We start from the raw sequence: 26,772 nt of genomic DNA, 5'->3' as shown, positions 1-26,772 counted from the left end.
TAAGAGGTAACTTATGAAAAAAAGAATCATCTATTTTGGAACTTTAACTATAGTAATAATCCTTCTTTTGCTAGGGACATATAAATTAATGAATTCCCGGACTTTTCAATTGTTCGGCGGACTGACATCAAAAGTTGATACCGATGAAAAAGTAGTAGCTATCACCTTTGATGATGGCCCCACACAAAATGTTGAGAGAATTTTACCGATTTTAGAAAAGTACAACGCCAAAGCAACGTTTTTCCTGATTGGAAACGAGATTAAAAAGAATCCCGAGCAAGCCCGAAAAATCGCTGACGCTGGCCATCAGATCGGGAATCATACCTATTCTCATCAGCGTATGGTGCTTAAGTCTCCTTCTTTCATTGAAAAAGAAATTGATCGAACGAATGAATTGATAAAGCAAACAGGATTTGAAGGTGAAATTGATTTTCGCCCTCCTAATGGAAAAAAATTATTCGGACTGCCTTATTACCTAAATCAGCAAAATATCGACACAGTCACCTGGAATTTGGAACCCGATTCCTTCTATAATTCATCTGCTGAGAAAATAAAATACGTAAAAGATCATGTAAAACCCGGTTCGATTGTTTTACTGCACCCAATGTATGATAAAACTGGAGAAGAGCTTAAGACGATAGAAGGAGTTTTGAAAATCCTGTCCCAGGAAGGATATAAATTTCTCACCGTAAATGAGCTGCAGGAAATGTAAGTTCATTTAAGCTGATCGGTGCAGGTCATCGCCCGGACTGAGCTGCTCGACTTGCTGAACAACAACGCGGGCATGATGCATGAAGCCAGTATTGAGGAAACGAGCCTTGAGGATTGGCAACGCAACCTCAATTTAAACCTAATTGCCCCATTCCTGCTGGTCCGAGAGGCACTCCCTTAACTCCGCAAGACGCGAGGTAGTATCGCCAATACCGATTTGGTTGAGGGAGTGGCTGCCAACCCTGGGTATGCGGCCTACTGTTCATCAAAGGCAGGGCTTCATGGGCTGACAACGAGAGAATGATGACAGGTAGCTATAGATTATGGTTTATAAATTGAAAAATTAACTGGTTAAGTTCTTTTGCAGCCTTAGTCGGGATACGATGGTCAACATTCTCGATGAAATGCAGTTCGTTTTGGGGCAATTTTTCATGCAATTGCCTTGCATAGGAGTGAAAGGGCTTATCCTTCTTGCCATAAACCAGCAAGATGGGCAGATTAATCTCTTGTAGCTGATCGACACAATTGTATTTTAGACTATAGCGGTAATATTGCTCAATGTTGCGATAATCCCCTTTTTTGGCTTCTGAAAACATAGTTGTAAACAACCTTATATTATTTGAATTACTCCAGGAGATGGACCAGGCTAATAAGTTTATAGCCCCCTTGCTTGAGAGCTTGATTCCTAAAGAAATCTTCTTTCTCAGGTAATCGTCATGTACATCTGCCATCGCCCCTATCGGAATTCCCCCCAAAGCTCTTTCAGGAAACCTCAGCATGAATTCCAAAACAATAGAACCGCCTGTCGAATACCCACCTATAAACGCTTTGTCTATATTAAGGTGGTCCAATAGTGAAATGATATCCTTGATAATCAGTGGGTAGGTTATAGGTTCTGGGGAGTATAGACTTTTCCCGTGTCCTCTAATGTCAAAGGTAATTATCCGAAATTTTTTTGAGAGTTCTTCTAATTGATACTGGAAGTTCACTGAAGTCAATACAGGAGGATGGATAAAAACGATCGGAGTCCCGCTTCCTTTTACTGTATAATACTGTCTGGAATCTTTCATATTTAAAAATGGCATGTACTTGTCACCTCAATTCCTTATTACTATTAACTTTGTTATCTGGTAAGGTAGGGTTGAGACGGTATAAAAAGACTGAAGGACTCAATGAATATTTTTCCTTACTTATTAAGAAAAATGCATATTGCCTGGGTAAGTGAAACGGAAAAAAGGAATTATTAAGAGGTTGACTGAGGAAGTTAAGGGGCTTTTGAAGCGTTAGTTATTATCAAAGTGACATTTAATAAAGAAAAAAGCTGCAAAACCAATTGGTTTTGCAGCTTTTTGTTAGTGGAGAATAGGGGGCTCGAACCCCTGACCTCAACGCTGCCAGCGTTGCGCTCTCCCAGCTGAGCTAATCCCCCATATCTAATAGATAAGGTACAAGAAAGATTATATAACCATCTCGCCGGACATGCAAGATAAAATTTTACGGTTAAACAAAAAAGCCGCATCCAGCGGCTTTTCCTACAAACCTTCGATTTCAACCCGGTTGATTCCTTCGATTTCTGACACCGTTTCATAAACATCTGTCGTCTTTCTGCGGAAGTCCACGGTTACAATCAATTGAACTAGCTGATTTCCTTCTGCCAAATCCTTGATGCGGACATTTTTCAAGGAGATTTTCTCTTCCTTGATCCTGGTTATGATATCAGCAATGCTTTCCCGGCTATTGACATTGAACTGCAGACGGATCTCTTTTTCCCTTAATTGTCTTGGACCTATGAAAGTCATCAGGAACGGAATGAATTCCACACTCACAATGAGGAGGGCAACACCCGCAATGGCTTCCCAGTAAAATCCGGCGCCAACTGTGATCCCAATTCCTGCGGCTCCCCAGATCATCGCAGCGGTCGTCAGTCCCGAAATCGTATCATTCCCTCTTCGTAAAATAACCCCGGCACCAAGGAACCCGATACCTGAGACAATCTGGGCTGCTAAACGGAGAGGATCCATCGTGATATTCACGTCTTCATCCCCTGGGAACATATACGCTGATTCACTTGAGACGATCGTCAAAAGACAGCTGACAATCGATATAACCAAGCTGGTTTTAAGACCAACCGGTTTTCTTTTAATTTCCCTTTCAAGCCCAATGATCAGGCCCAAGAAAGCGGATATCCCTAATTTGAGTAAAATTTCCATATCAATTGAATAGAACATGTCGTTTCTCCTGCCCCTGATAAGATGTATTTACTTTCCCTAAAAAAGATGGACTAAACTTCTCGTGGAAAAAATAAATTTTATTCAAGATAAAATTTCGGTTTCATTGTAAAATACATATAATTCACATTGTGTCACTTAAAGGAGAATGGAAATGGATGCACCTAAAGTAAACCCTTATATGGCGGTGGCGATTGGAGTTGTGGCAGTCTCAACCTCTGCGATCCTGGTAAAAGTCTCATCCGCGCCGTCGGGAGTCATTGCATTTTACCGGTTATTCTTTTCAGTACTGCTCATGCTGCCGGTGTTTCTTATAAAGTATGTTTCAGAACTGCGTCTTATTACGAAACGTGATTGGGTATTCACAGGAATCGCAGGGATATTTCTGGCTTTTCATTTTATCCTCTGGTTCGAATCCCTAAACTATACCTCAGTAGCAAGCTCTACTGTGCTGGTCACCCTTCAGCCGCTCTTTGCATTTGTAGGGGCTTACCTGTTTTTTAAAGAACGAGTCTCAGCTAAAGCAATTATAAGCGGAGTAATTGCGATTGGCGGCAGCGTCATCATCAGTTGGGGGGACTTCAAAATCAGCGGAAGTGCGTTGTTTGGAGACTTTCTGGCGATTGTAGCCTGTGCATTGGTCACTGTATACCTTTTATTTGGCCAAACAGTCAGGAAGAGAATGTCTTTGATAACCTATACTTTCATTGTTTATAGCATCAGTTCGATTACTTTATTCTTCTATGTACTAGCTGTAGGTGATTCATTCTATCCATATCCTGCAAGCGATTGGGTTTATTTTGTACTCCTTGCGCTGATACCGACTCTGCTAGGTCATACACTATTCAACTGGTCGATAAAATGGATCAGCGCATCTGTCATTTCTATGGCGATACTATTTGAACCTGTGGGCGCAACCGTCCTGGCTTTCTATCTCCTCGGTGAAAAAGTGATTTGGACACAGATTATTGGAGGATTAGTTGTTATGGCTGGGATAACATTGTTTTTAGTGGATGAACGAAAGATGAAGCTTAAAAATCAAGCCGAGATCAATTCAATATCGGGGTAGGTGAGGAATATGGAGATCAGAAAGGCTACAAAGGATGATGCGAGAGGAATTGCCAAGGTTCACGTCAAAAGCTGGCAAGAAACTTACCAAGGAATTGTTAGCCAGGATTATTTGGACTCATTGAAGATGGAAGATCGTGTACCCTTATGGGAAAAAAGCTTGTCAGAAAGTGCGGATTCATCTCCTGTATTTGTCGCTGTTAATCTGGAGGAAGAAATAGTAGGGTTTGCATCCTTTGGAAAAGAGAGGACAGAAAAATTTGAAGCCGATGGCGAACTGTACGCAATCTACATTCTTAAGCAGTATCAAAGAGGGAAGCTTGGCTTGAGGCTGCTCCAAGAGGGTTTGGATAAGATGCATTTTAAATCTATGCTCGTTTGGGTGTTAGCAGATAATGAAAGTCGTAAATTTTATGAGAGCCTTCAACCGGAACAAGCTGCGGAGGAAGTTGTGAAAATTGCAGGCAGAGAGTATCTCGAATTGGCTTATTTTTGGAAGGGAATTAATATCTTAAAAAAGAATGTCAATGAAAAATTGAGGGGGTAGTTGAAGGAAGCTTTGGTTGACGCAGCACATGCAGCTATTCTTAAAGAAGATAAAAGGTAATGGCTTCCATACTTATTATAAAAAGATGCCAAAAGGTAATGCTTTGTAGTATATGAAGGTAATGGATAAAGAGACCAAATTGCAATGCCGGCAATTTGGTCCTTATTTGTTCATTGAAGCAGTTTCACTAAAAGGGATTTACATTTCTTTTGTTGTTTTTTAAGTGAGAGCGGTTAAACTTTAAATATTTTTTAATAGAGTTTGCCTCTATGAATAAGACAATGATTAAACGGAGGTCTTAAAATGAACATTCAGGAGATCATGGATAAGCTTGCTGAGCTGAGTTCAGAGCAAACGAAGAAAACTTTTATGAATCATGGAGCAAGTGGAAACCTATATGGAGTAAAGATTGGAGATTTGAAAAAGCTTGTTAAGCATGTGAAAAAAGACCATGAGTTGGCTCTAGCTTTATATGATACAGGGAATTTTGATGCTATGTATTTGGCAGGGCTGTCTATTGATCCAAAATTGTTGACAAAGGAAACCCTCCAAAAATGGGTAGGAAACGCAGACTGGTACATGCTTGCAGAATATACTGTTGCGGGAGTAGCGGCTGAAAGTCAGTATGCTTTAGAACTTGCGCGTGAATGGATGGAGTCAGAAGAAGAAATGACCGCAGTTGCCGGCTGGAGCACATATGCGAACTATTTATCCATAACCCCTGATGAAAAACTGGATTTAGAAGAAATCCGAGCCCTCCTGTAAAGAGCAAAAACAACGATTCATCAAGAAAAAAACAGAGTTCGGTATTGTATCAACGGATTTGTGATTAGTGTAGGAGCTTATGTAATGGATTTACATGATGAAGCAATGAAAGTGGCTGAAACAATTGGGAAGGTTCAGGTCAATATGGGGAACACTGCATGCAAAGTTCCTCTTGCTGTTCCTTACATTGAAAAGATTGCAAGTCGTAATAAAATTGGAGTTAAGCGGAAGACTTGCATTTGTTAAGTTCGAAATTAAGGTCTTTGATGACCCTTGTTCCGATTCACCTAAAGTCTTTAGCTAAATGACATACGTAAAATCGCTTAACAATTACGTTAAGCGATTTTTTGGGTTTCTCAGATATTATATTTGCAATACCAATTTGAATTTACAACTGATAAATTATAGTGAATTAAATAAATAGATAGGTGAACCTGGAAAACAGTAATGCGCAAACAGATGATAAAATTAAAGTTCCCCCGTGAACCCTTCCTTCAGCATTGGCGATTTTAATGGCTTCAATGTAGGCAACGCTAAATAAAAGGATTGCCATGATTAATGATAGGTAAAGTGCAAGTGATTGCAGCAAATAGGATCACCTCTGTAAATTAGTTTGTCCAAAAGATTATATGAGACCAAATGAGATATTATTAATAAAAGGATATTATTATGAAGATACTTGGATATAGCTAGTGAATTAAAACTTTGTGAAAAAAACTTTTAAAATTATATTGCAAACATTTTTTATCCATGATATATTTAATCTCGCTTCAGAAAAACAACGCTGAGTTGATAAAAACAACATCGTTTCAAGTGAAAAACAAAAACGAAAAATGATGTTGACAATAACGAAACAGCATGTTATATTAATAAAGTCGCTTCTGGGCGACAAGCTGAACAACTTGCTCTTTGAAAACTAAACAAACAAGCGTCAACAAACAATAAATTATCATGGCTTCTATTATAGAAGAACATGAGCCAACGTTTTAACTTTATGAGCTAACTCATAACTCTTTCTTGGAGAGTTTGATCCTGGCTCAGGACGAACGCTGGCGGCGTGCCTAATACATGCAAGTCGAGCGGATCTTCATTAGCTTGCTTTTGAAGATCAGCGGCGGACGGGTGAGTAACACGTGGGCAACCTGCCTGTAAGACTGGGATAACTTCGGGAAACCGGAGCTAATACCGGATAATCCTTTCCCTCACATGAGGGAAAGCTGAAAGACGGTTTCGGCTGTCACTTACAGATGGGCCCGCGGCGCATTAGCTAGTTGGTGAGGTAACGGCTCACCAAGGCAACGATGCGTAGCCGACCTGAGAGGGTGATCGGCCACACTGGGACTGAGACACGGCCCAGACTCCTACGGGAGGCAGCAGTAGGGAATCTTCCGCAATGGACGAAAGTCTGACGGAGCAACGCCGCGTGAGCGATGAAGGCCTTCGGGTCGTAAAGCTCTGTTGTCAGGGAAGAACAAGTACCGGAGTAACTGCCGGTACCTTGACGGTACCTGACCAGAAAGCCACGGCTAACTACGTGCCAGCAGCCGCGGTAATACGTAGGTGGCAAGCGTTGTCCGGAATTATTGGGCGTAAAGCGCGCGCAGGCGGTTCCTTAAGTCTGATGTGAAAGCCCCCGGCTCAACCGGGGAGGGTCATTGGAAACTGGGGAACTTGAGTGCAGAAGAGGAGAGCGGAATTCCACGTGTAGCGGTGAAATGCGTAGAGATGTGGAGGAACACCAGTGGCGAAGGCGGCTCTCTGGTCTGTAACTGACGCTGAGGCGCGAAAGCGTGGGGAGCGAACAGGATTAGATACCCTGGTAGTCCACGCCGTAAACGATGAGTGCTAAGTGTTAGAGGGTTTCCGCCCTTTAGTGCTGCAGCAAACGCATTAAGCACTCCGCCTGGGGAGTACGGCCGCAAGGCTGAAACTCAAAGGAATTGACGGGGGCCCGCACAAGCGGTGGAGCATGTGGTTTAATTCGAAGCAACGCGAAGAACCTTACCAGGTCTTGACATCCTCTGACAACCCTAGAGATAGGGCGTTCCCCTTCGGGGGACAGAGTGACAGGTGGTGCATGGTTGTCGTCAGCTCGTGTCGTGAGATGTTGGGTTAAGTCCCGCAACGAGCGCAACCCTTGATCTTAGTTGCCAGCATTCAGTTGGGCACTCTAAGGTGACTGCCGGTGACAAACCGGAGGAAGGTGGGGATGACGTCAAATCATCATGCCCCTTATGACCTGGGCTACACACGTGCTACAATGGATGGAACAAAGGGCTGCAAAACCGCGAGGTCGAGCCAATCCCATAAATCCATTCTCAGTTCGGATTGCAGGCTGCAACTCGCCTGCATGAAGCCGGAATCGCTAGTAATCGCGGATCAGCATGCCGCGGTGAATACGTTCCCGGGCCTTGTACACACCGCCCGTCACACCACGAGAGTTTGTAACACCCGAAGTCGGTGGGGTAACCTTTTGGAGCCAGCCGCCTAAGGTGGGACAGATGATTGGGGTGAAGTCGTAACAAGGTAGCCGTATCGGAAGGTGCGGCTGGATCACCTCCTTTCTAAGGATATTGCCGTAATGGCAATCGGAATGCGAACCTTCTGGTTCGTACTGTTGACTGCTTGTTTGTTTAGTTTTGAGGGAGCAATTCTCTCAAAGCTTTTTTGTTCCTTGAAAACTAGATAATCGTAAGTAAGAAGAACCAAGAAAAACCGAGTGATCGCCATTTTAGTTTTCTCTCTATTCAATTAGAGAAATGACCTTTTAGGTTAAGTTAGAAAGGGCGCACGGTGGATGCCTTGGCACTAGGAGCCGATGAAGGACGGGACTAACACCGATATGCTTCGGGGAGCTGTAAGTAAGCTTTGATCCGGAGATTTCCGAATGGGGAAACCCACTGTTCGTAATGGAACAGTATCTTTACCTGAATACATAGGGTATTGAAGGCAGACCCGGGGAACTGAAACATCTAAGTACCCGGAGGAAGAGAAAGCAAACGCGATTCCCTGAGTAGCGGCGAGCGAAACGGGACATAGCCCAAACCAAGAGGCTTGCCTCTTGGGGTTGTAGGACACTCTACATGGAGTTACAAAGGAACGGGGTAGATGAAGTGGTCTGGAAAGGCCCGTCAGAGAAGGTAAAAACCCTGTAGTTGAAACTTCGTTCCCTCCTGAGTGGATCCTGAGTACGGCGGGACACGAGAAATCCCGTCGGAAGCTGGGAGGACCATCTCCCAAGGCTAAATACTCCCTAGTGACCGATAGTGAACCAGTACCGTGAGGGAAAGGTGAAAAGCACCCCGGAAGGGGAGTGAAAGAGATCCTGAAACCGTGTGCCTACAAGTAGTCAGAGCCCGTTCATGGGTGATGGCGTGCCTTTTGTAGAATGAACCGGCGAGTTACGATTACATGCAAGGTTAAGTTGAGAAGACGGAGCCGCAGCGAAAGCGAGTCTGAATAGGGCGAATGAGTATGTGGTCGTAGACCCGAAACCAGGTGATCTACCCATGTCCAGGGTGAAGGTTGGGTAACACCAACTGGAGGCCCGAACCCACGCACGTTGAAAAGTGCGGGGATGAGGTGTGGGTAGCGGAGAAATTCCAATCGAACTTGGAGATAGCTGGTTCTCTCCGAAATAGCTTTAGGGCTAGCCTCACGTTGTAAGAGTCTTGGAGGTAGAGCACTGTTTGGACTAGGGGCCCTCATCGGGTTACCGAATTCAGACAAACTCCGAATGCCAAAGACTTATCCGTGGGAGTCAGACTGCGAGTGATAAGATCCGTAGTCAAAAGGGAAACAGCCCAGACCACCAGCTAAGGTCCCAAAGTATACGTTAAGTGGAAAAGGATGTGGAGTTGCTTAGACAACCAGGATGTTGGCTTAGAAGCAGCCACCATTTAAAGAGTGCGTAATAGCTCACTGGTCGAGTGACTCTGCGCCGAAAATGTACCGGGGCTAAACGTATCACCGAAGCTGTGGATTGACATCTTAGATGTCAGTGGTAGGAGAGCGTTCTAAGGGCGTTGAAGTCAGACCGTAAGGACTGGTGGAGCGCTTAGAAGTGAGAATGCCGGTATGAGTAGCGAAAGATGGGTGAGAATCCCATCCACCGAATGCCTAAGGTTTCCTGAGGAAGGCTCGTCCTCTCAGGGTTAGTCGGGACCTAAGCCGAGGCCGAAAGGCGTAGGCGATGGACAACAGGTTGATATTCCTGTACCACCTCTTTATCGTTTGAGCGACGGGGGGACGCAGGAGGATAGGGTAAGCGCGCTGTTGGATATGCGCGTCTAAGCAGTTAGGCTGCAAGTGAGGCAAATCCCGCTTGCGTGAAGGCTGAGCTGTGACAGCGAGGGAAATATAGTACCGAAGTTCCTGATTCCACACTGCCAAGAAAAGCCTCTAGCGAGATAAAAGGTGCCCGTACCGCAAACCGACACAGGTAGGCGAGGAGAGAATCCTAAGGTGAGCGAGAGAACTCTCGTTAAGGAACTCGGCAAAATGACCCCGTAACTTCGGGAGAAGGGGTGCTCATTTGGGTGAATAGCCCGGATGAGCCGCAGTGAATAGGCCCAGGCGACTGTTTAGCAAAAACACAGGTCTCTGCGAAGCCGCAAGGCGAAGTATAGGGGCTGACGCCTGCCCGGTGCTGGAAGGTTAAGAGGAGGGGTTAGCTCACGCGAAGCTCTGAATCGAAGCCCCAGTAAACGGCGGCCGTAACTATAACGGTCCTAAGGTAGCGAAATTCCTTGTCGGGTAAGTTCCGACCCGCACGAAAGGCGTAACGATCTGGGCACTGTCTCAACGAGAGACTCGGTGAAATTATAGTACCTGTGAAGATGCAGGTTACCCGCGACAGGACGGAAAGACCCCGTGGAGCTTTACTGTAGCCTGATATTGAATTTTGGTACAGCTTGTACAGGATAGGTAGGAGCCTGAGAAACCGGAGCGCCAGCTTCGGTGGAGGCGTCGGTGGGATACTACCCTGGCTGTATTGAAATTCTAACCCACGCCCCTGATCGGGGCGGGAGACAGTGTCAGGTGGGCAGTTTGACTGGGGCGGTCGCCTCCTAAAGAGTAACGGAGGCGCCCAAAGGTTCCCTCAGAATGGTTGGAAATCATTCGCAGAGTGTAAAGGCACAAGGGAGCTTGACTGCGAGACCTACAAGTCGAGCAGGGACGAAAGTCGGGCTTAGTGATCCGGTGGTTCCGCATGGAAGGGCCATCGCTCAACGGATAAAAGCTACCCCGGGGATAACAGGCTTATCTCCCCCAAGAGTCCACATCGACGGGGAGGTTTGGCACCTCGATGTCGGCTCATCGCATCCTGGGGCTGTAGTCGGTCCCAAGGGTTGGGCTGTTCGCCCATTAAAGCGGTACGCGAGCTGGGTTCAGAACGTCGTGAGACAGTTCGGTCCCTATCCGTCGTGGGCGCAGGAAATTTGAGAGGAGCTGTCCTTAGTACGAGAGGACCGGGATGGACGCACCGCTGGTGTACCAGTTGTCTTGCCAAAGGCATCGCTGGGTAGCTATGTGCGGACGGGATAAGTGCTGAAAGCATCTAAGCATGAAGCCCCCCTCAAGATGAGATTTCCCATAGCGCAAGCTAGTAAGAACCCTGAAAGATGATCAGGTTGATAGGTCAGAGGTGGAAGCGCGGTGACGTGTGGAGCTGACTGATACTAATCGTTCGAGGACTTAACCAAATTGATCATTCGTTCTTCTTGAAATTCTTCTTACACATTATCTAGTTTTGAGGGAATAAAAGCTTTTCATTAAGTGAAAAACTTTTTAAAATTTCTCTTGCAAAATGTATAAAAGACAGTATAATAGATATTGTCTTCAAAAAAATGTCTGGTGACGATAGCGAGAAGGTCACACCCGTTCCCATACCGAACACGGAAGTTAAGCTTCTCAGCGCCGATGGTAGTTGGGGGTTTCCCCCTGTGAGAGTAGGACGTCGCCGGGCAGTTTCAAAATGGAGGATTAGCTCAGCTGGGAGAGCATCTGCCTTACAAGCAGAGGGTCGGCGGTTCGATCCCGTCATCCTCCACCATTATTTACTCACCATGCCGGTGTAGCTCAATTGGTAGAGCAACTGACTTGTAATCAGTAGGTTGGGGGTTCAAGTCCTCTTGCCGGCACCTTTTGTACGAGCCATTAGCTCAGTCGGTAGAGCATCTGACTTTTAATCAGAGGGTCGAAGGTTCGAGTCCTTCATGGCTCACCATTTTTCTTGAAATAGTATGCGGGTGTGGCGGAATTGGCAGACGCACCAGACTTAGGATCTGGCGCCGCAAGGCGTGGGGGTTCGACTCCCTTCACCCGCACCATTTCTTTTTTTAAAAAAATAATGCGGAAGTAGTTCAGTGGTAGAATACAACCTTGCCAAGGTTGGGGTCGCGGGTTCGAATCCCGTCTTCCGCTCCATAGTTCCTTAGCCGGGGTGGCGGAACTGGCAGACGCACAGGACTTAAAATCCTGCGGTAGGTGACTACCGTACCGGTTCGATTCCGGTCCTCGGCACCACCAAGTTAGCTAATGTACTAAATATGCGCCCGTAGCTCAATTGGATAGAGCGTCTGACTACGGATCAGAAGGTTATGGGTTCGACTCCTTTCGGGCGCGCCATTATATTTTCTCTTTATCGGGGAGTAGCTCAGCTTGGTAGAGCACTTGGTTTGGGACCAAGGGGTCGCAGGTTCGAATCCTGTCTTCCCGACCATGCTACTTATATTATATGGGGCCTTAGCTCAGCTGGGAGAGCGCCTGCCTTGCACGCAGGAGGTCAGCGGTTCGATCCCGCTAGGCTCCACCATATAACTTACAATAATAATTTGGCGGTGTAGCTCAGCTGGCTAGAGCGTACGGTTCATACCCGTAAGGTCGGGGGTTCGATCCCCTCCGCCGCTACCAATTTTAATCTGGTTGAACCTATTCAATCTAGGATATCCTGGACCTTTAGCTCAGCTGGTTAGAGCAGACGGCTCATAACCGTCCGGTCGTAGGTTCGAGTCCTACAAGGTCCACCATTTTACTTGATTTTCATACGGAGGTATACCCAAGTCTGGCTGAAGGGATCGGTCTTGAAAACCGACAGGCGGGTAACACCGCGCGGGGGTTCGAATCCCTCTACCTCCTCCATAATTTAATTAATATCGTCGCGGGGTGGAGCAGTCCGGTAGCTCGTCGGGCTCATAACCCGAAGGTCGCAGGTTCAAATCCTGCCCCCGCAATCTGGTCCCGTGGTGTAGCGGTTAACATGCCTGCCTGTCACGCAGGAGATCGCCGGTTCGATCCCGGTCGGGACCGCCATTTTTATTTTTTTTGCTTAGTAGTTCAGTCGGTAGAGCAGATTGCTCACTTCCTGAATAAGCTTCTGCGGCAATCTGCGAGAAAGACCGAATGTCATTCGAGCAAAGGCCCTAAATAAGTAAAAGTTTGAGATGCAATATTATAGTGGCTCAGTAGCTCAGTCGGTAGAGCAAAGGACTGAAAATCCTTGTGTCGGCGGTTCGATTCCGTCCTGAGCCACCTTATTTAATTTAAAATGGATATACAATTATAGATATGGCGATTGTGGCGAAGTGGTTAACGCATCGGATTGTGGTTCCGACATTCGTGGGTTCGATTCCCATCAGTCGCCCCTTTTTTATATGCGGGTGTAGTTTAGTGGTAAAACCTCAGCCTTCCAAGCTGATGATGAGAGTTCGATTCTCTTCACCCGCTCCATAAGGGCCTATAGCTCAGCTGGTTAGAGCGCACGCCTGATAAGCGTGAGGTCGGTGGTTCGAGTCCACTTAGGCCCATTTTTTATATTATTCCGCAGTAGCTCAGTGGTAGAGCACTCGGCTGTTAACCGAGCGGTCGTAGGTTCGAATCCTACCTGCGGAGCCATTTTTATGGGGAAGTACTCAAGAGGCTGAAGAGGCGCCCCTGCTAAGGGTGTAGGTCGGGTAACCGGCGCGAGGGTTCAAATCCCTCCTTCTCCGCCATAAGGCCCCTTGGTCAAGCGGTTAAGACACCGCCCTTTCACGGCGGTAACACGGGTTCGAATCCCGTAGGGGTCATAAGGAAAGCTGTTAGCAAATTTGCTAACAGCTTTTTTTTATGTCCATATAATCTAGGAAGCCAGGTAATTGATTCAAAGGTACTTTTAAATGGCTATTTGATCAATACATCAAGCAGCCTAGACTAAAAAGAAGGTAAAATATTCAAGAAGGAACTAGTATATCATTGCCCGTTCAGAGGTATAAGCAAAAATTAGTAACAAACAGAAGAGATATGTGCCTGGTGATGAGGTCCACGGTCAAAACCGGTAACATAAAGAAGAGATATGTGCCCGGTTATAAGGTCCACGGTCAAAACCGGTAACATAAAGAAGAGATATGTGCCCGGTTATAAGGTCCACGGCCAAAACCGGTAACATAAAGAAGAGATATGTGCCCGGTTAGGAGGTCCATGGTCAAAACCGGTAACATAAAGAAGAGATATGTGCCCGGTTAGGAGGTCCATGGTCAAAACCGGTAACATAAAGAAGAGATATGTGCCCGGTTATAAGGTCCAGGGTCAAGACCGGTAACATAAAGAGTAGATATATGCCCGGTTAGGAGGTCCATGGTCAAAACCGGTAACATAAAGAGATAAGTGCCCGGTCCAGGATAGAAAGGGAAGAACTCGTAACATATATAAAGCATTGAAAGTGATTTGTCTAATGGCTGAAGAAGCGAGAATCAAGCCATACAATAAGCATATCTTAACATCCAATCAAATGATCCACCTAGCTATCCATGCCCCAATCTGTACTGCTAGATCCATATTAGTTACAACCTCAAACAACTCAAACAACTCAAACAACTCAAACAACTCAAACAACTCAAACAACTATAGTCACTTCCTCAATAATATGAAAACGTTATCAATCAATAACATTTTTTCTCCTGTTCCCTCTATCAAACCTAATAAATTCAACAAATCTTTCTAATGAATCATTATTCATTTTTAACTTTCGTTCTCCAAAATTCGCGTAATTGGAAGATTTAGTACATTGAAGCGCTGTCATTTATGTGTGTTTGTCGAATGGAGCGTATTCTTGAGTGTTATTGTCGAAATATTAAAAAAATGTTTACAAGGAATTCCTTCTGGTAACTAGAATACTACTGAAATAGGCAGTTTTTTAGTTTTTACAAAGGCAGGTGGACGGCAATGGTGATCAATCCTACAGAGTTTGAATTGCATCTGTTTCATGAAGGGAATCTGTTCCAGAGTCACAATTTATTTGGAGCACATGTCATGAAAACGGAAACTGGAACATATACTCGATTTTGTGTGTGGGCTCCGAAGGCGATGCACGTGAGGCTTGCGGGCGATTTTAATCATTGGGTTGCAGACGGATATGAGTTTCATAAAGTCAATCAGGAGGGGGTCTGGCAGCTCTCTCTCGAAGGAGATCTGACTGGTGCCATTTATAAATATGAGATTGTGACTGCGTCGGGTGAGCGGTTGCTCAAATCTGACCCTTATGCATTTTTTTCGGAAGTAAGGCCGAATACAGCATCTATTGTCTACTCATTGGATGGCTACAAATGGAATGATCAGAAATGGCTGCAAAAACGTGAAAAGAGGAGCACACTCGGTGAGCCGATGTTCATCTATGAACTGCATGTGGGTTCTTGGAAGAAGCATGAGGATGGAAAGTTCCTTACATATCGTGAGCTTGTTGATGAGTTGATTCCATATATTCTTTCTCACGGATACACACATATAGAATTATTGCCTCTAACTGAGCATCCGCTCGACATCTCCTGGGGCTATCAATCTACTGGTTATTTTTCGGTTACGAGCCGATATGGAGCACCTCATGATTTCATGTACTTCGTTGATAAGTGCCACCAAAACGGCATTGGGGTCATCCTGGATTGGATTCCGGGTCATTTTTGCAAGGATGCTCACGGGCTGTATCAATTTGATGGCAGCTATGTGTATGAATATCAGCGAGAGAATGATCGGGAGAACCATGTTTGGGGAACCGCTAATTTCGACCTAGGTAAAAATGAGGTCCAGAGTTTCCTGATTTCTAGTGCACTTTTCTGGCTAGAAAAATATCATATTGATGGCTTTAGGGTGGATGCGGTGGCCAATATCATTTATTGGCCTAACTCAATCCAGGCAGCGAACCAGTTTGGAGTAGATTTTTTAAAAAAGCTCAACAAAGCAGTCAAGGAGTATGAACCAGGAGCAATGATGATTGCGGAAGATTCGACTGACTGGCCTCAGGTGACAGGGCCTGTCGAGTATGGCGGTCTTGGATTTACATACAAGTGGAATATGGGCTGGATGAATGACACTTTGAAGTATATGGAGGAAGAATCCCATAACAGGAAGCATATACATGAGAAGGTTACCTTCTCGCTGCTTTATGCTTTCTCAGAGAACTTTGTCCTGCCGTTTTCACATGATGAGGTTGTTCACGGGAAGAAATCGCTTCTTGACAAGATGCCGGGAGATTACTGGCAAAAGTTTGCTCAGCTCAGGCTTTTACTTGGCTTCATGGTTGCGCATCCCGGCAAGAAGCTGACATTCATGGGGACCGAATTTGGACAGTTTTCGGAATGGAAAGACAAGGAACAGCTTGACTGGAATCTCCTCGATTATGAAATGCATGAAAAGATGGACCTTTACAATAAGGAACTAATCAAATTGTATAAAAGGTCAAAGCCTCTGTATGAGGTCGACCAGAGCTATGAAGGATTCGATTGGATCGATGCGGATAACAGGGATCAGTCAATTTTTTCATTTATCCGGAAAGGAAGGAATCCTGAAGAACTTCTGGTCATTGTTTGCAATTTTACTGAAAAAACATATAGCGACTATCGAATTGGTGTCCCAAAGAATGGTGAGTATCGGGAAATTCTGAACAGTGATGCTACAGACTTTGGCGGTTCAGGCGTTATAAATAAAAAAGTTTTAAAAGCGGAAGAAATAGCCTTTCATGGAAGGCCATATTCTATAGAGATGAGTATTTCTCCATTCGGAATCTCAGTTTTACGTCCTGTTATCAAAAGAAAGGGGAGAAACAATCATGCAAAAGAAGAAATGCGTGGCAATGCTGTTGGCAGGAGGAAAAGGAAGCCGTCTGCACTCACTGACAAAGAATCTCGCTAAACCTGCTGTCCCTTTTGGCGGCAAATACCGGATCATCGATTTTCCATTAAGCAATTGCACAAACTCTGGAATCCATACAGTGGGTGTATTGACGCAGTACCAGCCGCTCCTGCTCAATTCTTATATTGGCATTGGAAGCGCATGGGATCTCGACAGGAAGGATGGCGGTGTGACTGTGCTGCCGCCTTATGCTGAAAGTTCCGAAGTGAAATGGTATTCTGGCACGGCAAGCGCGATTTTCCAGAACCTGAATTATCTTGATCAGTATGATCCGGAATATGTTTTGATTCTCTCTGGTGACCATATTTATAAAATGAATTATGAATTGATGCTGGAACATCATATTGAAAAAGGTGCCGATGTGACGATTTCGGTCATTGAAGTACCATGGGAAGAGACGAACCGATTTGGCATCATGAATACAGATTCTGACCTTAGAATCACCGAATTTGAAGAAAAACCGGATGCAGCGAAAAATAATCTCGCTTCGATGGGGATTTATATTTTTAAATGGAGCGTATTAAGGGAATATCTGATAAGGGATGACCAAAACCCCGAATCAAGCCATGATTTTGGCAAAGATATCATTCCGCTGCTGATTGAAGAAAATAGGAAGTTATTTGCCTATCCTTTTAAAGGCTACTGGAAGGATGTAGGAACTATACAAAGTCTTTGGGAAGCCAATATGGACTTACTGGATAAAGATTGCGAACTGAACCTGTTTGATCATTCTTGGCGGATTTATTCTGTCAACCCAAACCAGCCGCCTCAATATATTTGCCCAGCAGGAGAAGTATCTGAATCCCTGGTCAATGAAGGCTGCAAGATTGAAGGGGAGGTTTCCAGAACCGTCGTGTTCCAAGGGGTTACCGTGAAAAAGGGAGCGGTAGTGAAGGAAACGGTGATTATGCCGGATGCGGTTATTGGACACAACTGTGTGATTGAAAAGGCGATTGTCTCTCCTGGAGTCTACGTCCCGGATGGAACAATCATCAAGCCAGACGAGAACGATAAAGACGAAATTACATTAGTATCAGAAGAAACAATCGGAGCATTGCAATCCAATTGAACCGATTTGGGAGGAAAAACAAATGAACAAACAATTATTAGGAGTAATAGATGCGACAACTGTTCACGATGATCTGCATGAACTGTCCATTCATCGATCTGTAGCAGCAATCCCTTTCGGCGGGCGATATCGGCTGATTGACTTTATCCTTTCCAATATGGTCAACTCCGGTATCCAGAGTGTAGCTATCTTTCCTAAATTCCAATACAGGTCGCTAATGGACCATTTGGGGTCAGGGAGGAACTGGGATCTTAATCGAAAAAGGGATGGACTATTTTTCTTCCCTGCACCTAATCTGGATAAACATTATACAGGAATCGGCACGCTGGACCACTTTGCTGATAACATTGACTTTTTTGAACGGAGTACCCAGGAGTATGCACTGATTGCCAATTCATATACGGTATTCAATATGGATTTCCAGCCGCTCCTTGACTGGCATATCAAATCTGGATGCGATATCACCGAGGTACAGAAGGCAGGAAAATCCATGGGCATATACCTCGTAAAAAAGACCTTGTTGATGGATTTAATTGCGACGAGGAATGAAACGGGTTACTCGAATATGAAAGATGTCGTGACCGATCACGATAGCCAGTTCCATCTCTGCTATTACAATTTTGAAGGCTATGCTTCCATGGTTGATACGATTGAACAGTATTTTAACACGAGCATGGATTTGTTGAAACCTGAAGTATGGAAAGAGTTATTCCTTAAGGAAAGGCCGATCCTGACAAAGGTGAAGGATGAACCTCCTACCCGTTATGATATTGACGCGTCAGTAAGAAACTCAATGGTAGCAAACGGGGGAATGATTGAAGGCACGGTGGAAAACAGCATCATTGCCCGCGGGGTGAAAATCGGCAAGGGTACTGTCATCCGTAATTGCATCATCATGCAAAAGACACAAATCAAGGAGAATTGCATATTGGATTCAGTGATTGTTGATAAGGATGCGAGAATCGAAGAAGGAACAGTGATCACAGCGCCAGCAGACTCACCGGCTGTTATCCGCAAAGGATCGGTCCAGGGAGTAGGGAGCAGGCCGTGAAGGTTTTATTTGCTGTCTCGGAATGCGTCCCGTTCATCAAGTCAGGAGGCCTGGCTGATGTAGCGGGTTCACTTCCGAAGGAACTCAAAAAGCTGGGAGCGGATGTCCGGGTGATTTTACCGAAATACGGTTTGATACCTGAGAAATTCCGTTCTGAAATGAAGAAAGTAAAAGAGTATCATGTGCAGCTAGGCTGGCGCTCACAATATTGCGGCATTGAGACTCTTGAGTATGACGGTGTTACATTCTATTTTGTAGATAATGAGTATTATTTCAAGCGAGACAGCCTTTACGGGCATTACGATGATGGAGAACGGTTCGCGTTTTTTAACAGGGCCGTCCTTGAGTTTATCGCAGAAATCGAATTTTACCCTGATGTGATTCACTGCCATGACTGGCATACAGGGATGATTCCATTTTTACTCAGGACAGAGTACTATAAGCGTCCTGGTTACGGATTGATCAGATCTGTGTTCACCATCCATAATCTGCAGTTCCAGGGGATTTTCCCTCCGGAAGTATTGGGGGATCTTCTGCAGATTGACAGCCAATATTTTAATGAAGAGCAGTTGGAGTTCTTCGGGAACACCAATTTCATGAAAGGTGCTTTGATTGCTGCTGACCATATCACTACTGTCAGTCCGACGTACAAGGAGGAAATACAGACAGAGTTTTATGGTGAAAAGCTGGATGGCATTCTGCGTAAAAGAAGCGAGGATCTTTCAGGAATCCTTAATGGAATAGATCATGACTTATATAATCCTAAAAAATACCCAGGATTGGCTGCCAAGTTCGAGGGAAGCTCACTAGAAAGAAGAGTCGAAAACAAGCTTCAAGTGCAACTTAATTTCGGTTTGCCGGAAAACGAGGAAACCCCTGTAGTGGCAATGATTACGAGGCTGACGAAGCAGAAGGGGCTCGATTTGGTCAGGGGAGTCTTCCATGAAATCATGGCGACCGGATTACAGCTTGTCGTCCTGGGAACTGGCGACCCTGAATTTGAACAATTTTTCAGGGACATGTCTGTGCAATATCCTGAGCAATGTGGTGTCTACATTGGCTTTGATGAAAATCTTGCCCACCAAGTTTACGCAGGCTCGGATTTATTCCTGATGCCTTCCAAGTTCGAACCATGTGGTCTGAGCCAGATGATCGCGATGCGTTATGGATCCATTCCTGTTGTGAGAGAGACAGGCGGCCTTAACGATACCGTACAGCCTTATAATGAATTTAATGGTGAGGGCAATGGTTTTTCCTTTGCCAACTTCAATGCCCATGACATGCTCTTTACAATCCAGCGGGCGTTGTCTTTTTACCAAAAGCGCGAAAAATGGCTGATGCTGGCGAAAAACGCTATGGAGACAGACTATAGTTGGGCACAATCTGCCAAACAATACAATGAGTTGTATACCGATCTCATCTCAAGGAGTGAATCGCATGTTTTCTAGTGTTCCCAAGTTCAAAAATGCTTTCTTGAAAAAACTCGAGATGATGTTTGGAACCAGCTTTGAAGAAAGCACGAGCCGGGAGCAATTCCAGACTCTCGGGCATATGATCAGGGAGCATGTGAGTTCTGATTGGATTAAAACAAATGAATTATATCGTGCCGGAGCGAAAAAACAGGTCTATTACTTGTCGATTGAGTTCCTGCTGGGCAGGCTGCTGAGGCATAACCTCATTAATTTAGGGGTGGAAAAAGTAGTCTGTGAAGGGCTTAGGGAACTGGGGATCGAGCTTGATCAGCTGGAGGAAATCGAGGCGGATGCAGGGCTGGGCAACGGTGGTCTAGGCCGCCTTGCTGCCTGTTTCTTAGATTCCCTCGCGTCTCTTGACCTGCCGGGACATGGCTGCGGAATTCGCTATAAACACGGTCTGTTTGAGCAGAAAATAGTCGATGGCTATCAAGTCGAGCTTCCTGAACAATGGCTTAGGCATGGTCATGTTTGGGAAGTTCGCAAGACGGATGATGCGGTCGAGGTCCCGTTTTGGGGTGAAATCGAAAGCAGGATTGAAAATGGCCGGCTTGTCTTCAGGCATCTGAATGCCGAGACGATCATGGCTGTACCGTATGACTTGCCTGTCATCGGTTATGAGACCCAGACGGTCAACACGTTAAGGCTGTGGAATGCCGAGCCATCAAGGTTCCCGGCAAACGCGGATATTTTTAAATACAAGAAGGATACCGAATCGGTTTCCGAATTTTTATATCCTGATGACACGCATGATGAAGGAAAGATCCTTCGGCTGAAGCAGCAATATTTCCTTGTATCATCAAGTCTGAAGGCGATTGTGAACTCTTTTAAAAAGAAGAATAAGAGCTTGCTAGAGTTCCATGACTATGTGAGCATCCATATCAATGACACGCATCCTGCGATTGCCGTTCCTGAGTTGATGAGGATCCTGATGGATGAGGAAGGCCTGGGCTGGGAAGATGCCTGGAATATCACTGTCCAGACACTTTCCTATACGAACCATACGACCCTGGCTGAGGCGCTTGAGAGATGGCCAATCCGAATTTTCAAGCCGCTGCTGCCGCGCATTTTCATGATCGTTGAAGAAATCAATGAACGCTTCTGCAAGCAGGTATGGGATCAGTATCCTGGTGATTGGGGCAGGGTTGAAAGCATGGCGATCATCGCCCATGACGAGGTGCGGATGGCTCCGCTTGCCATTGTCGGCAGCCACAGTGTCAATGGAGTAGCACAGCTGCATACTGAGATCTTGAAAAATCGGGAAATGAACCTGTTTTATCAATTTTATCCTGAGCGTTTTAACAATAAGACGAATGGGATTACCCACCGCCGCTGGCTGCTGAAAGCAAACCCTGGTTTGTCCGGATTGATTACGGATGCTATTGGTACTGAGTGGGTTTCGTCTCCACAGCAATTGGAGAATTTGATGCGGTTTAAGGATGACTCCGCTTTCCTTGAAAAATTGCATGGAATCAAGCAGGCTAACAAGGAGCGGCTGGCAAACCGGATACTGGATAAAACCGGGATTCAGGTGGATACAGAATCAATTTTTGATGTCCAGGTAAAAAGGCTGCATGCTTATAAGCGGCAGCTGCTGAATGTCCTGCACATCATGCATCTATATAATGCTTTGAAAAAGGATCCTGAAGCCTTGCTATACCCGCGTACTTTTATCTTCGGGGCAAAGGCTTCACCTGGTTATTATTTTGCCAAGAAGGTCATCAAGCTGATTAACTGCGTCGCAGACAAGGTGAACAATGACCCTGCGATCAATGGGAAGCTGAAGGTTGTTTTCCTTGAAAACTACCGTGTATCGCTTGCTGAAGAGATTTTTCCGGCTGCGGATATCAGCGAACAGATCTCAACTGCCAGCAAAGAGGCCTCCGGCACTGGGAATATGAAATTCATGATGAACGGGGCTTTGACACTCGGCACGCTGGACGGGGCCAATGTCGAAATCACCGATTTGGTCGGCAGGGAAAATATCTTCCTGTTCGGGTTGACCGCAGAAGAAGTGCTAGATTACCAGAATAATGGCGGCTACCATTCGCTCGAATATTATCACCATGATGAACGGATCCGGGAAGTGGTCGACCAGCTGGTCAATGGATTCTTCCCTGATACAGAAAACCATTTTAATGAAGTGTTTGACACACTGCTTGGCCATAATGATCAGTATTTTGTTTTGCGGGACTTTGCTTCCTATGCAGAGGCCCATCAGGAGATTAGCCGAAGTTATTTAGACCGGAACGCATGGCTGCAAAAGAGCCTGATAAATATCGCCAAGTCAGGATATTTCTCCAGTGACAGAACCATCATGGAATATGCAGACCAAATCTGGAAAGTACAATCTGCTTTGAAAGTTTAAGATGCTTTATGCCAAATCGGGGACGATTTGGCCTTTTTGTAATTTTTTATTGAATTAAAACGGGAATTCTATAAGTCTGAATGAAGTCGTTGGAGCGTCAAAGGGGCTTTTAGAAAAATTCTATAGGTCCAAGTGAGATTGTTGAGCACCAAAAGGTCCATATAACAATTCTATCAGCTCGAAAGAGGTCGTGGGAACGCAAAAGGTCCCATAGAAAAACTCTATGAGCACTAATGAGGTCATCGATGCAAAAAGGGAGCATCCATGGATTTACAGCCCTCTATAATATCAGTAACCCAGTCCCAATCGTAATCAGTACGGCACCTGCGACGGTTGATTTGGTTGGTTTTTCTTTTAAAATGATGAAGCTTAGGACCATCGTCAAGACGACGCTGAATTTATCAATTGGGTTGACGATGCTCACCTTGCCGATTGCTAGGGCTGCAAAATAACATAACCATGAGAAACCAGTTGCGGCGCCGGATAGTATCAAGAAGATGTAGGACTTCCTTGATATTTTCGTTAGTTCCTTTACAGTTCCCTGAAAAAACACAATTCCCCAGGCAAAAATAATGATCACGACTGTTCGGATGAAGGTAGCCACATTTGAGTCGACATCCTCAATACCGATTTTCGCCAGGATATTGGTCAGGGCAGCGAAGACAGCGGACATGATGGCGAGAAAAATATAAGATTTCGTGTTGAACACCTTTTTCTTCTGCTTTTTCTTATTTTTGTCTTTTCCAATCAGCACAAAAGTCCCAATGGATATGATGACACCACCCGCCACAACAGGCATTGTTGCAGGCTCCCTAAGCACCAAGAATGATAACAGTATCGTCAACACGACACTGGCTTTATCAATCGGGACTACTTTGGAAACATCCCCAATCTGGATCGCTTTAAAAAAGGCTAGCCAGGAAAGACCGGTCGTCAAACCAGAGAGTACGAGAAAGATGAATGATTTTGTTGATACATCCATTATGTTTTCCGTCTGGCCGGTAATCATGACCATTATGTAGGCCATGATGACGACCACTATTGTCCTGACGGCCGTTGCAAGATTTGAATCGACATCCTCGATTCCGATTTTAGCAAGAATGGCAGTAAAGGAGGCGAATAGCGCAGCCAGTAAAGCTAAAATGATACTCATCGTTTATCTCCATTTCTAATATGATACTCTTAGTTTGGGAATCTCCAGCAGGAATATTCTTGTCCATTTATCAAACAATGTACGTCTTAGAGATGCTAGGCATAGGATAGGTTGATAAAACCTGTGAAGGGAATGAGAAATTTGTATAACGTTCCATCCTATTCCTATCCATATGACAACTCAAGAACATATAGCCCAAACTTTATGGCAAGGTCCAGTCAGAATAGCCATCAGCAAGTACTTGAAGCACTGCTTGCTGGTATAAAAGGAGAAGCTTCCGCAGTTGATTTTTACAATCGCCTGGCACAATCTGCACCAAATCAAAGACATAAGAAAGCGATCCAGCAGGCTTTGGAGGATAAGCAAGTCCACTTAAAACAATTTACCGACCTGTTCATTACACTTACTGGTCAATCGCCGCAGTACCAAATCGAACAAGTGGAATTCGATTCTTATCAGGAAGGCCTGAAAAAGGCATATGAAACAGAAGTGGAAGATTATCATGAATTTCGCAACAGTTATTTGCTGACTCAGTATCTTCCGGTAGGGAATGTCTTCTTTAGGGCTTTTGCAGATGAAATCGAGCATGCGACAAGATTTGGCTGTTTAAGGCAAGAAGGTCCCGTTCGATTAAAGGATTATGGAAAGCAGCCATTTACGATTGATATTGAAGAAGCGTCCTTGCAAAATGAAACATTCCGTACAGCCATCTGGACAGGGAACAAACTTCAGGTGACAGTGATGAGCATCGATGTTGGTGATGACATCGGTCTTGAGATCCATGAAACCGGGGATCAGTTCATTCGTGTGGAAGAAGGAGAAGCACTTGTACAAATGGGCGACAGCAAAGATAACCTCGATTTTGAGTCCAGAGTATCAGATGACTTTGCCATTATGATTCCGGAGGGGAAATGGCATAATATCACGAATATCGGTGATACAAAGCTAAAAGTATATGTTATTTATGCTCCACCTGAGCATCCATTCGGAACTGTCCACCAAACAAAGGCGGATGCGATGGAAGCGGAGTAAAGGGTGATCACGTGATTGGAGAGTCAATCTCCAATCTTTTTTTTGTTTGTATTGCTAAAATCACCTCAAAACAAAGCCTCAGTCCAACACTGAACTGAGGCTGTTGTTTATTCTTCTTTATCTTTCGTTTTAGCATCTTCTATATAACTATCTCCCTCTTTATAAGGGATATCTCCAAGTTCGGATTCGGTGCCGGCTTCGTCTAGTTTTTCTTCGTATTCCTCTTCGGCATCACTCTGGAACACTTGGCGATCATCGCCATCAATATCAGTTGCACTAAAGGACTCATAGTCTTCCGTGAAGCCTCTTTCTTTTTCATTATCAATATAGAGCTTATTATAATCTTCATGATCACCGGTAAGGTCAGATGGAGTTTCCGATGTACCGAATTCGGCAACGTCATCAAAGCTGTTCCTATTGTCAGCCATTTCCTCGTTTTGGCGGCGGTCAAAGTTGGTGTCATGAGTATATTCAAGCACATCCTCTTCCGCCGGTCGATCATTTGATAGGTTTTGTTCTTGTGAGTGCTCGACACAATACAAAGTATATGGAACAATTTCAAGTCGCTCAAAAGGGATCTCTTTGCCGCATTCTGCACATTTACCATACGTCCCATCTTCAATAGCCTTCAGGGCTTGATCGACTTTTTCAATCTGGTCATCATGATGCTCGTCCAATGCAAGATTTTTGCTGCGCTCAAATAGTTCTGTGCCGCTGTCGGCCGGATGATTATCGTATGAAGAAAGTTCCCCGGTCGCTTCCCTTTGGCTGCCCTCCAGGTAACCTTCCTCTTCATTGTTTTCTATTTGCGAATTTAGCATTTCTTTTTCATCTATAAGCGTTTGCTTCAATTGGGTAAGCTGGTCATTTGTCAGCATCATTACACATCCTTAGTTTTGATTCGTGTCATACGTACTAAATACCCGCTCGTGATGGGAAGAAACATAGAAAAAGCTTCCGCCATAGGCAGAAGCTTCTCGTGTGTGACTATATCAAACTGATGAAAATGCCTACTGATAAAAGTAAGCCGAAAATGGTGTTAGTCTTTGCTGTGTTAGCCATAGCCGGCATCATTTGCAGTGGATTGGATTTTCCAATGAAGCCCTTCGTTGCTTTTACAGCTTTAGGAATGCTGAGGGCGACAATTGCCAGCCAAGGTGAAACGACACCTGTAATGATTAGCCCGATTACCCAGGCGTAAGATACAATGAACATTCCTGCAAGCAGCCTGATGGCGCCTTTTCGTCCGAGCAGGATTGCGAGTGTCTTCCGGCCGAATTCCTTGTCACCATCCAGATCGCGAATATTATTCGCAAGCAGGATCGCTCCGACTAGCAGAAAGCTAGGAAATGAAACGAGTACACTTGTTGAAGTGACAGTGCCAGTCTGGATGTAGAACGAAATAAGGATGATCAGTACACCCATGAAAAATCCTGCGACAAGCTCGCCAAAAGGTGTGTAAGCAATCGGCAATGGACCGCCTGTATAAAGATATCCGGCTGCGAGGGAAACGACGCCGACAGCAGCGACCCACCAGCTGGTGCTCATGCAAATATATACGCCGAGCAGGACTGAAATTCCATATAAACCAAAGGCAAGATTCAAAACCGTTTTAGGCTTTATGCCATGACGGACAATTGCCCCGCCAATCCCAACAGAATTTTCATTATCAAGGCCGCGTTTGAAATCATAATACTCATTGAACATATTCGTTGCTGCCTGTATCAACAGACTGGCTATTAACATCGCGAGGAACATTCCCCAATGGATTCCGCCGCTGAACTCTATCGCTAAAGCAGTCCCAAGAAGGACAGGAGCAAATGCTGCGGTCAAAGTGTGGGGCCGTGTAAGCTGCCACCAGACTCTCCAGTTTGCGCCATTGACTGCTGGTGAAGAACTAGGCTGTAGCTGTGGTTGCATAACTAATTCTCTCCCTTTTATATCAATCTATCAAACCTTAATATTTTATCTAAAAGAACCAAAATTGTCAAAAAGACCTTTCATATATAGGCTAAATTACCTTACAATTATAAGTGTAGATATTCACATATGTACTGTCAATTAGTATTTTCACGTATAATGAGGATGGATTTTCCAGATTGCCTCAACTGTTTGAGTGTAATATATAATAAGGATGATAAAAGG

General features: G+C 44.9%; 15 protein-coding genes, 22 tRNA genes, 3 rRNA genes and 1 pseudogene. 35 read left to right on the top strand and 6 right to left on the bottom strand.

Annotated features, from left to right (window positions below; all coding sequences use genetic code 11):
* The first annotated feature begins 13 nt into the window (after positions 1-13).
* Entirely contained in the window at positions 14-712 is a 699-nt protein-coding gene (locus tag LGO15_RS19315) for a polysaccharide deacetylase family protein (RefSeq protein WP_226085581.1), read from the top strand.
* A gap of 18 nt (positions 713-730) precedes the next feature.
* Positions 731-892 carry an SDR family NAD(P)-dependent oxidoreductase gene (locus LGO15_RS24375; protein ID WP_226085580.1) on the top strand — a complete coding sequence of 54 codons (162 nt, stop codon included), beginning with the start codon at positions 731-733 and terminating at the stop codon, positions 890-892.
* A gap of 133 nt (positions 893-1,025) precedes the next feature.
* Here LGO15_RS24375 and LGO15_RS19305 read toward each other — a convergent pair whose 3' ends face one another.
* The 3 genes from LGO15_RS19305 to LGO15_RS19295 form a co-directional block, all read right to left on the bottom strand.
* Positions 1,026-1,796: an alpha/beta fold hydrolase gene (locus LGO15_RS19305; protein WP_226085579.1), complete on the bottom strand. Its 771-nt coding sequence runs from the start codon at positions 1,794-1,796 to the stop codon at positions 1,026-1,028.
* A 271-nt stretch (positions 1,797-2,067) separates the two neighbouring features.
* Positions 2,068-2,140 (bottom strand) — tRNA-Ala (locus LGO15_RS19300).
* 103 nt (positions 2,141-2,243) lie between these two features.
* A complete protein-coding gene (locus LGO15_RS19295) occupies positions 2,244-2,939 on the bottom strand; it encodes an MgtC/SapB family protein (RefSeq protein WP_167834610.1) in 696 nt (231 codons plus the stop codon).
* Between the two features lie 154 nt (positions 2,940-3,093).
* Between LGO15_RS19295 and LGO15_RS19290 the strand changes: the two genes are divergently transcribed.
* The 32 genes and pseudogenes from LGO15_RS19290 (at position 3,094) to LGO15_RS19135 (ending at position 22,442) form a co-directional block, all read left to right on the top strand.
* Positions 3,094-4,008 carry a DMT family transporter gene (locus LGO15_RS19290; protein WP_167834611.1) on the top strand — a complete coding sequence of 305 codons (915 nt, stop codon included), beginning with the start codon at positions 3,094-3,096 and terminating at the stop codon, positions 4,006-4,008.
* Between the two features lie 9 nt (positions 4,009-4,017).
* Positions 4,018-4,554, top strand: a complete 537-nt coding sequence (locus LGO15_RS19285) for a GNAT family N-acetyltransferase (RefSeq protein ID WP_226085578.1) — start codon at positions 4,018-4,020, stop codon at positions 4,552-4,554.
* A 303-nt stretch (positions 4,555-4,857) separates the two neighbouring features.
* A pseudogene (locus tag LGO15_RS19280) lies at positions 4,858-5,565 on the top strand (DNA alkylation repair protein).
* A 768-nt stretch (positions 5,566-6,333) separates the two neighbouring features.
* Positions 6,334-7,883 (top strand): 16S ribosomal RNA (locus LGO15_RS19275).
* A gap of 206 nt (positions 7,884-8,089) precedes the next feature.
* Positions 8,090-11,024, top strand: a 23S ribosomal RNA gene (locus LGO15_RS19270).
* A gap of 147 nt (positions 11,025-11,171) precedes the next feature.
* Positions 11,172-11,287, top strand: a 5S ribosomal RNA gene (gene rrf, locus LGO15_RS19265).
* The 16S, 23S and 5S rRNA genes sit together here with 21 tRNA genes alongside, the layout of an rRNA operon.
* An 11-nt stretch (positions 11,288-11,298) precedes the next feature.
* Positions 11,299-11,374 (top strand) — tRNA-Val (locus tag LGO15_RS19260).
* Positions 11,375-11,389: 15 nt separating this feature from the next.
* Positions 11,390-11,462: transfer RNA gene (locus tag LGO15_RS19255), tRNA-Thr, on the top strand.
* A gap of 10 nt (positions 11,463-11,472) precedes the next feature.
* Positions 11,473-11,548: transfer RNA gene (locus LGO15_RS19250), tRNA-Lys, on the top strand.
* Positions 11,549-11,566: 18 nt separating this feature from the next.
* Positions 11,567-11,651, top strand: a tRNA-Leu gene (locus LGO15_RS19245).
* 22 nt (positions 11,652-11,673) lie between these two features.
* Positions 11,674-11,748 (top strand) — tRNA-Gly (locus LGO15_RS19240).
* Positions 11,749-11,758: 10 nt separating this feature from the next.
* A tRNA-Leu gene (locus tag LGO15_RS19235) sits at positions 11,759-11,847 on the top strand.
* Between the two features lie 25 nt (positions 11,848-11,872).
* Positions 11,873-11,949, top strand: a tRNA-Arg gene (locus tag LGO15_RS19230).
* A gap of 17 nt (positions 11,950-11,966) precedes the next feature.
* A tRNA-Pro gene (locus tag LGO15_RS19225) sits at positions 11,967-12,043 on the top strand.
* A gap of 17 nt (positions 12,044-12,060) precedes the next feature.
* Positions 12,061-12,136: transfer RNA gene (locus LGO15_RS19220), tRNA-Ala, on the top strand.
* 21 nt (positions 12,137-12,157) lie between these two features.
* Positions 12,158-12,234: transfer RNA gene (locus LGO15_RS19215), tRNA-Met, on the top strand.
* 39 nt (positions 12,235-12,273) lie between these two features.
* Positions 12,274-12,350 (top strand) — tRNA-Ile (locus LGO15_RS19210).
* A gap of 19 nt (positions 12,351-12,369) precedes the next feature.
* Positions 12,370-12,462: transfer RNA gene (locus tag LGO15_RS19205), tRNA-Ser, on the top strand.
* Between the two features lie 18 nt (positions 12,463-12,480).
* Positions 12,481-12,554 (top strand) — tRNA-Met (locus tag LGO15_RS19200).
* A 3-nt stretch (positions 12,555-12,557) separates the two neighbouring features.
* A tRNA-Asp gene (locus LGO15_RS19195) sits at positions 12,558-12,633 on the top strand.
* Between the two features lie 146 nt (positions 12,634-12,779).
* Positions 12,780-12,852 (top strand) — tRNA-Phe (locus LGO15_RS19190).
* A gap of 39 nt (positions 12,853-12,891) precedes the next feature.
* Positions 12,892-12,964 (top strand) — tRNA-His (locus tag LGO15_RS19185).
* Positions 12,965-12,976: 12 nt separating this feature from the next.
* Positions 12,977-13,050 (top strand) — tRNA-Gly (locus tag LGO15_RS19180).
* A gap of 3 nt (positions 13,051-13,053) precedes the next feature.
* Positions 13,054-13,127 (top strand) — tRNA-Ile (locus tag LGO15_RS19175).
* A gap of 13 nt (positions 13,128-13,140) precedes the next feature.
* Positions 13,141-13,215 (top strand) — tRNA-Asn (locus LGO15_RS19170).
* Between the two features lie 7 nt (positions 13,216-13,222).
* Positions 13,223-13,313 (top strand) — tRNA-Ser (locus tag LGO15_RS19165).
* A gap of 3 nt (positions 13,314-13,316) precedes the next feature.
* Positions 13,317-13,388 (top strand) — tRNA-Glu (locus tag LGO15_RS19160).
* A 1,135-nt stretch (positions 13,389-14,523) separates the two neighbouring features.
* The gene (gene glgB / locus LGO15_RS19155) at positions 14,524-16,482 is read left to right on the top strand and encodes a 1,4-alpha-glucan branching protein GlgB (protein WP_226085577.1); all 1,959 of its coding nucleotides are present in this window, start codon (positions 14,524-14,526) and stop codon (positions 16,480-16,482) included.
* Complete coding sequence (locus LGO15_RS19150) at positions 16,400-17,551, top strand: glucose-1-phosphate adenylyltransferase (RefSeq protein ID WP_318999797.1); 1,152 nt, start codon at positions 16,400-16,402, stop codon at positions 17,549-17,551. Before glgB ends, LGO15_RS19150 begins: the two co-directional genes overlap by 83 nt.
* A 22-nt stretch (positions 17,552-17,573) precedes the next feature.
* Entirely contained in the window at positions 17,574-18,602 is a 1,029-nt protein-coding gene (locus LGO15_RS19145; RefSeq protein WP_226085576.1) for a GlgC family sugar phosphate nucleotidyltransferase, read from the top strand.
* Positions 18,599-20,050 (top strand): glycogen synthase GlgA, encoded by a 1,452-nt coding sequence (gene glgA / locus LGO15_RS19140; protein WP_226085575.1) that lies wholly within the window; start codon positions 18,599-18,601, stop codon positions 20,048-20,050. Before LGO15_RS19145 ends, glgA begins: the two co-directional genes overlap by 4 nt.
* On the top strand, positions 20,040-22,442 hold the full coding sequence (locus tag LGO15_RS19135) for a glycogen/starch/alpha-glucan phosphorylase (protein WP_226085574.1): 2,403 nt from the start codon (positions 20,040-20,042) through the stop codon (positions 22,440-22,442). Before glgA ends, LGO15_RS19135 begins: the two co-directional genes overlap by 11 nt.
* Positions 22,443-22,722: 280 nt before the next feature.
* Here LGO15_RS19135 and LGO15_RS19130 read toward each other — a convergent pair whose 3' ends face one another.
* Positions 22,723-23,595: an EamA family transporter gene (locus LGO15_RS19130; protein WP_226085573.1), complete on the bottom strand. Its 873-nt coding sequence runs from the start codon at positions 23,593-23,595 to the stop codon at positions 22,723-22,725.
* A 132-nt stretch (positions 23,596-23,727) separates the two neighbouring features.
* On the opposite strand from LGO15_RS19130, the gene LGO15_RS19125 reads away from it, so the two are divergent.
* Positions 23,728-24,627 carry a cupin domain-containing protein gene (locus LGO15_RS19125; RefSeq protein ID WP_226087936.1) on the top strand — a complete coding sequence of 300 codons (900 nt, stop codon included), beginning with the start codon at positions 23,728-23,730 and terminating at the stop codon, positions 24,625-24,627.
* Between the two features lie 107 nt (positions 24,628-24,734).
* Here LGO15_RS19125 and LGO15_RS19120 read toward each other — a convergent pair whose 3' ends face one another.
* Positions 24,735-25,508, bottom strand: a complete 774-nt coding sequence (locus LGO15_RS19120) for a TraR/DksA C4-type zinc finger protein (protein ID WP_226085572.1) — start codon at positions 25,506-25,508, stop codon at positions 24,735-24,737.
* Between the two features lie 106 nt (positions 25,509-25,614).
* Positions 25,615-26,547: a 1,4-dihydroxy-2-naphthoate polyprenyltransferase gene (locus LGO15_RS19115; RefSeq protein WP_226085571.1), complete on the bottom strand. Its 933-nt coding sequence runs from the start codon at positions 26,545-26,547 to the stop codon at positions 25,615-25,617.
* Positions 26,548-26,772: the final 225 nt, after the last annotated feature.

Source organism: Mesobacillus sp. S13 (genome assembly GCF_020422885.1).
GTDB lineage: Bacteria > Bacillota > Bacilli > Bacillales > Cytobacillaceae > Mesobacillus > Mesobacillus selenatarsenatis_A.
Note: the sequence above shows the minus strand (reverse complement) of the source record. Positions and strands in the feature narration are given on the sequence as shown.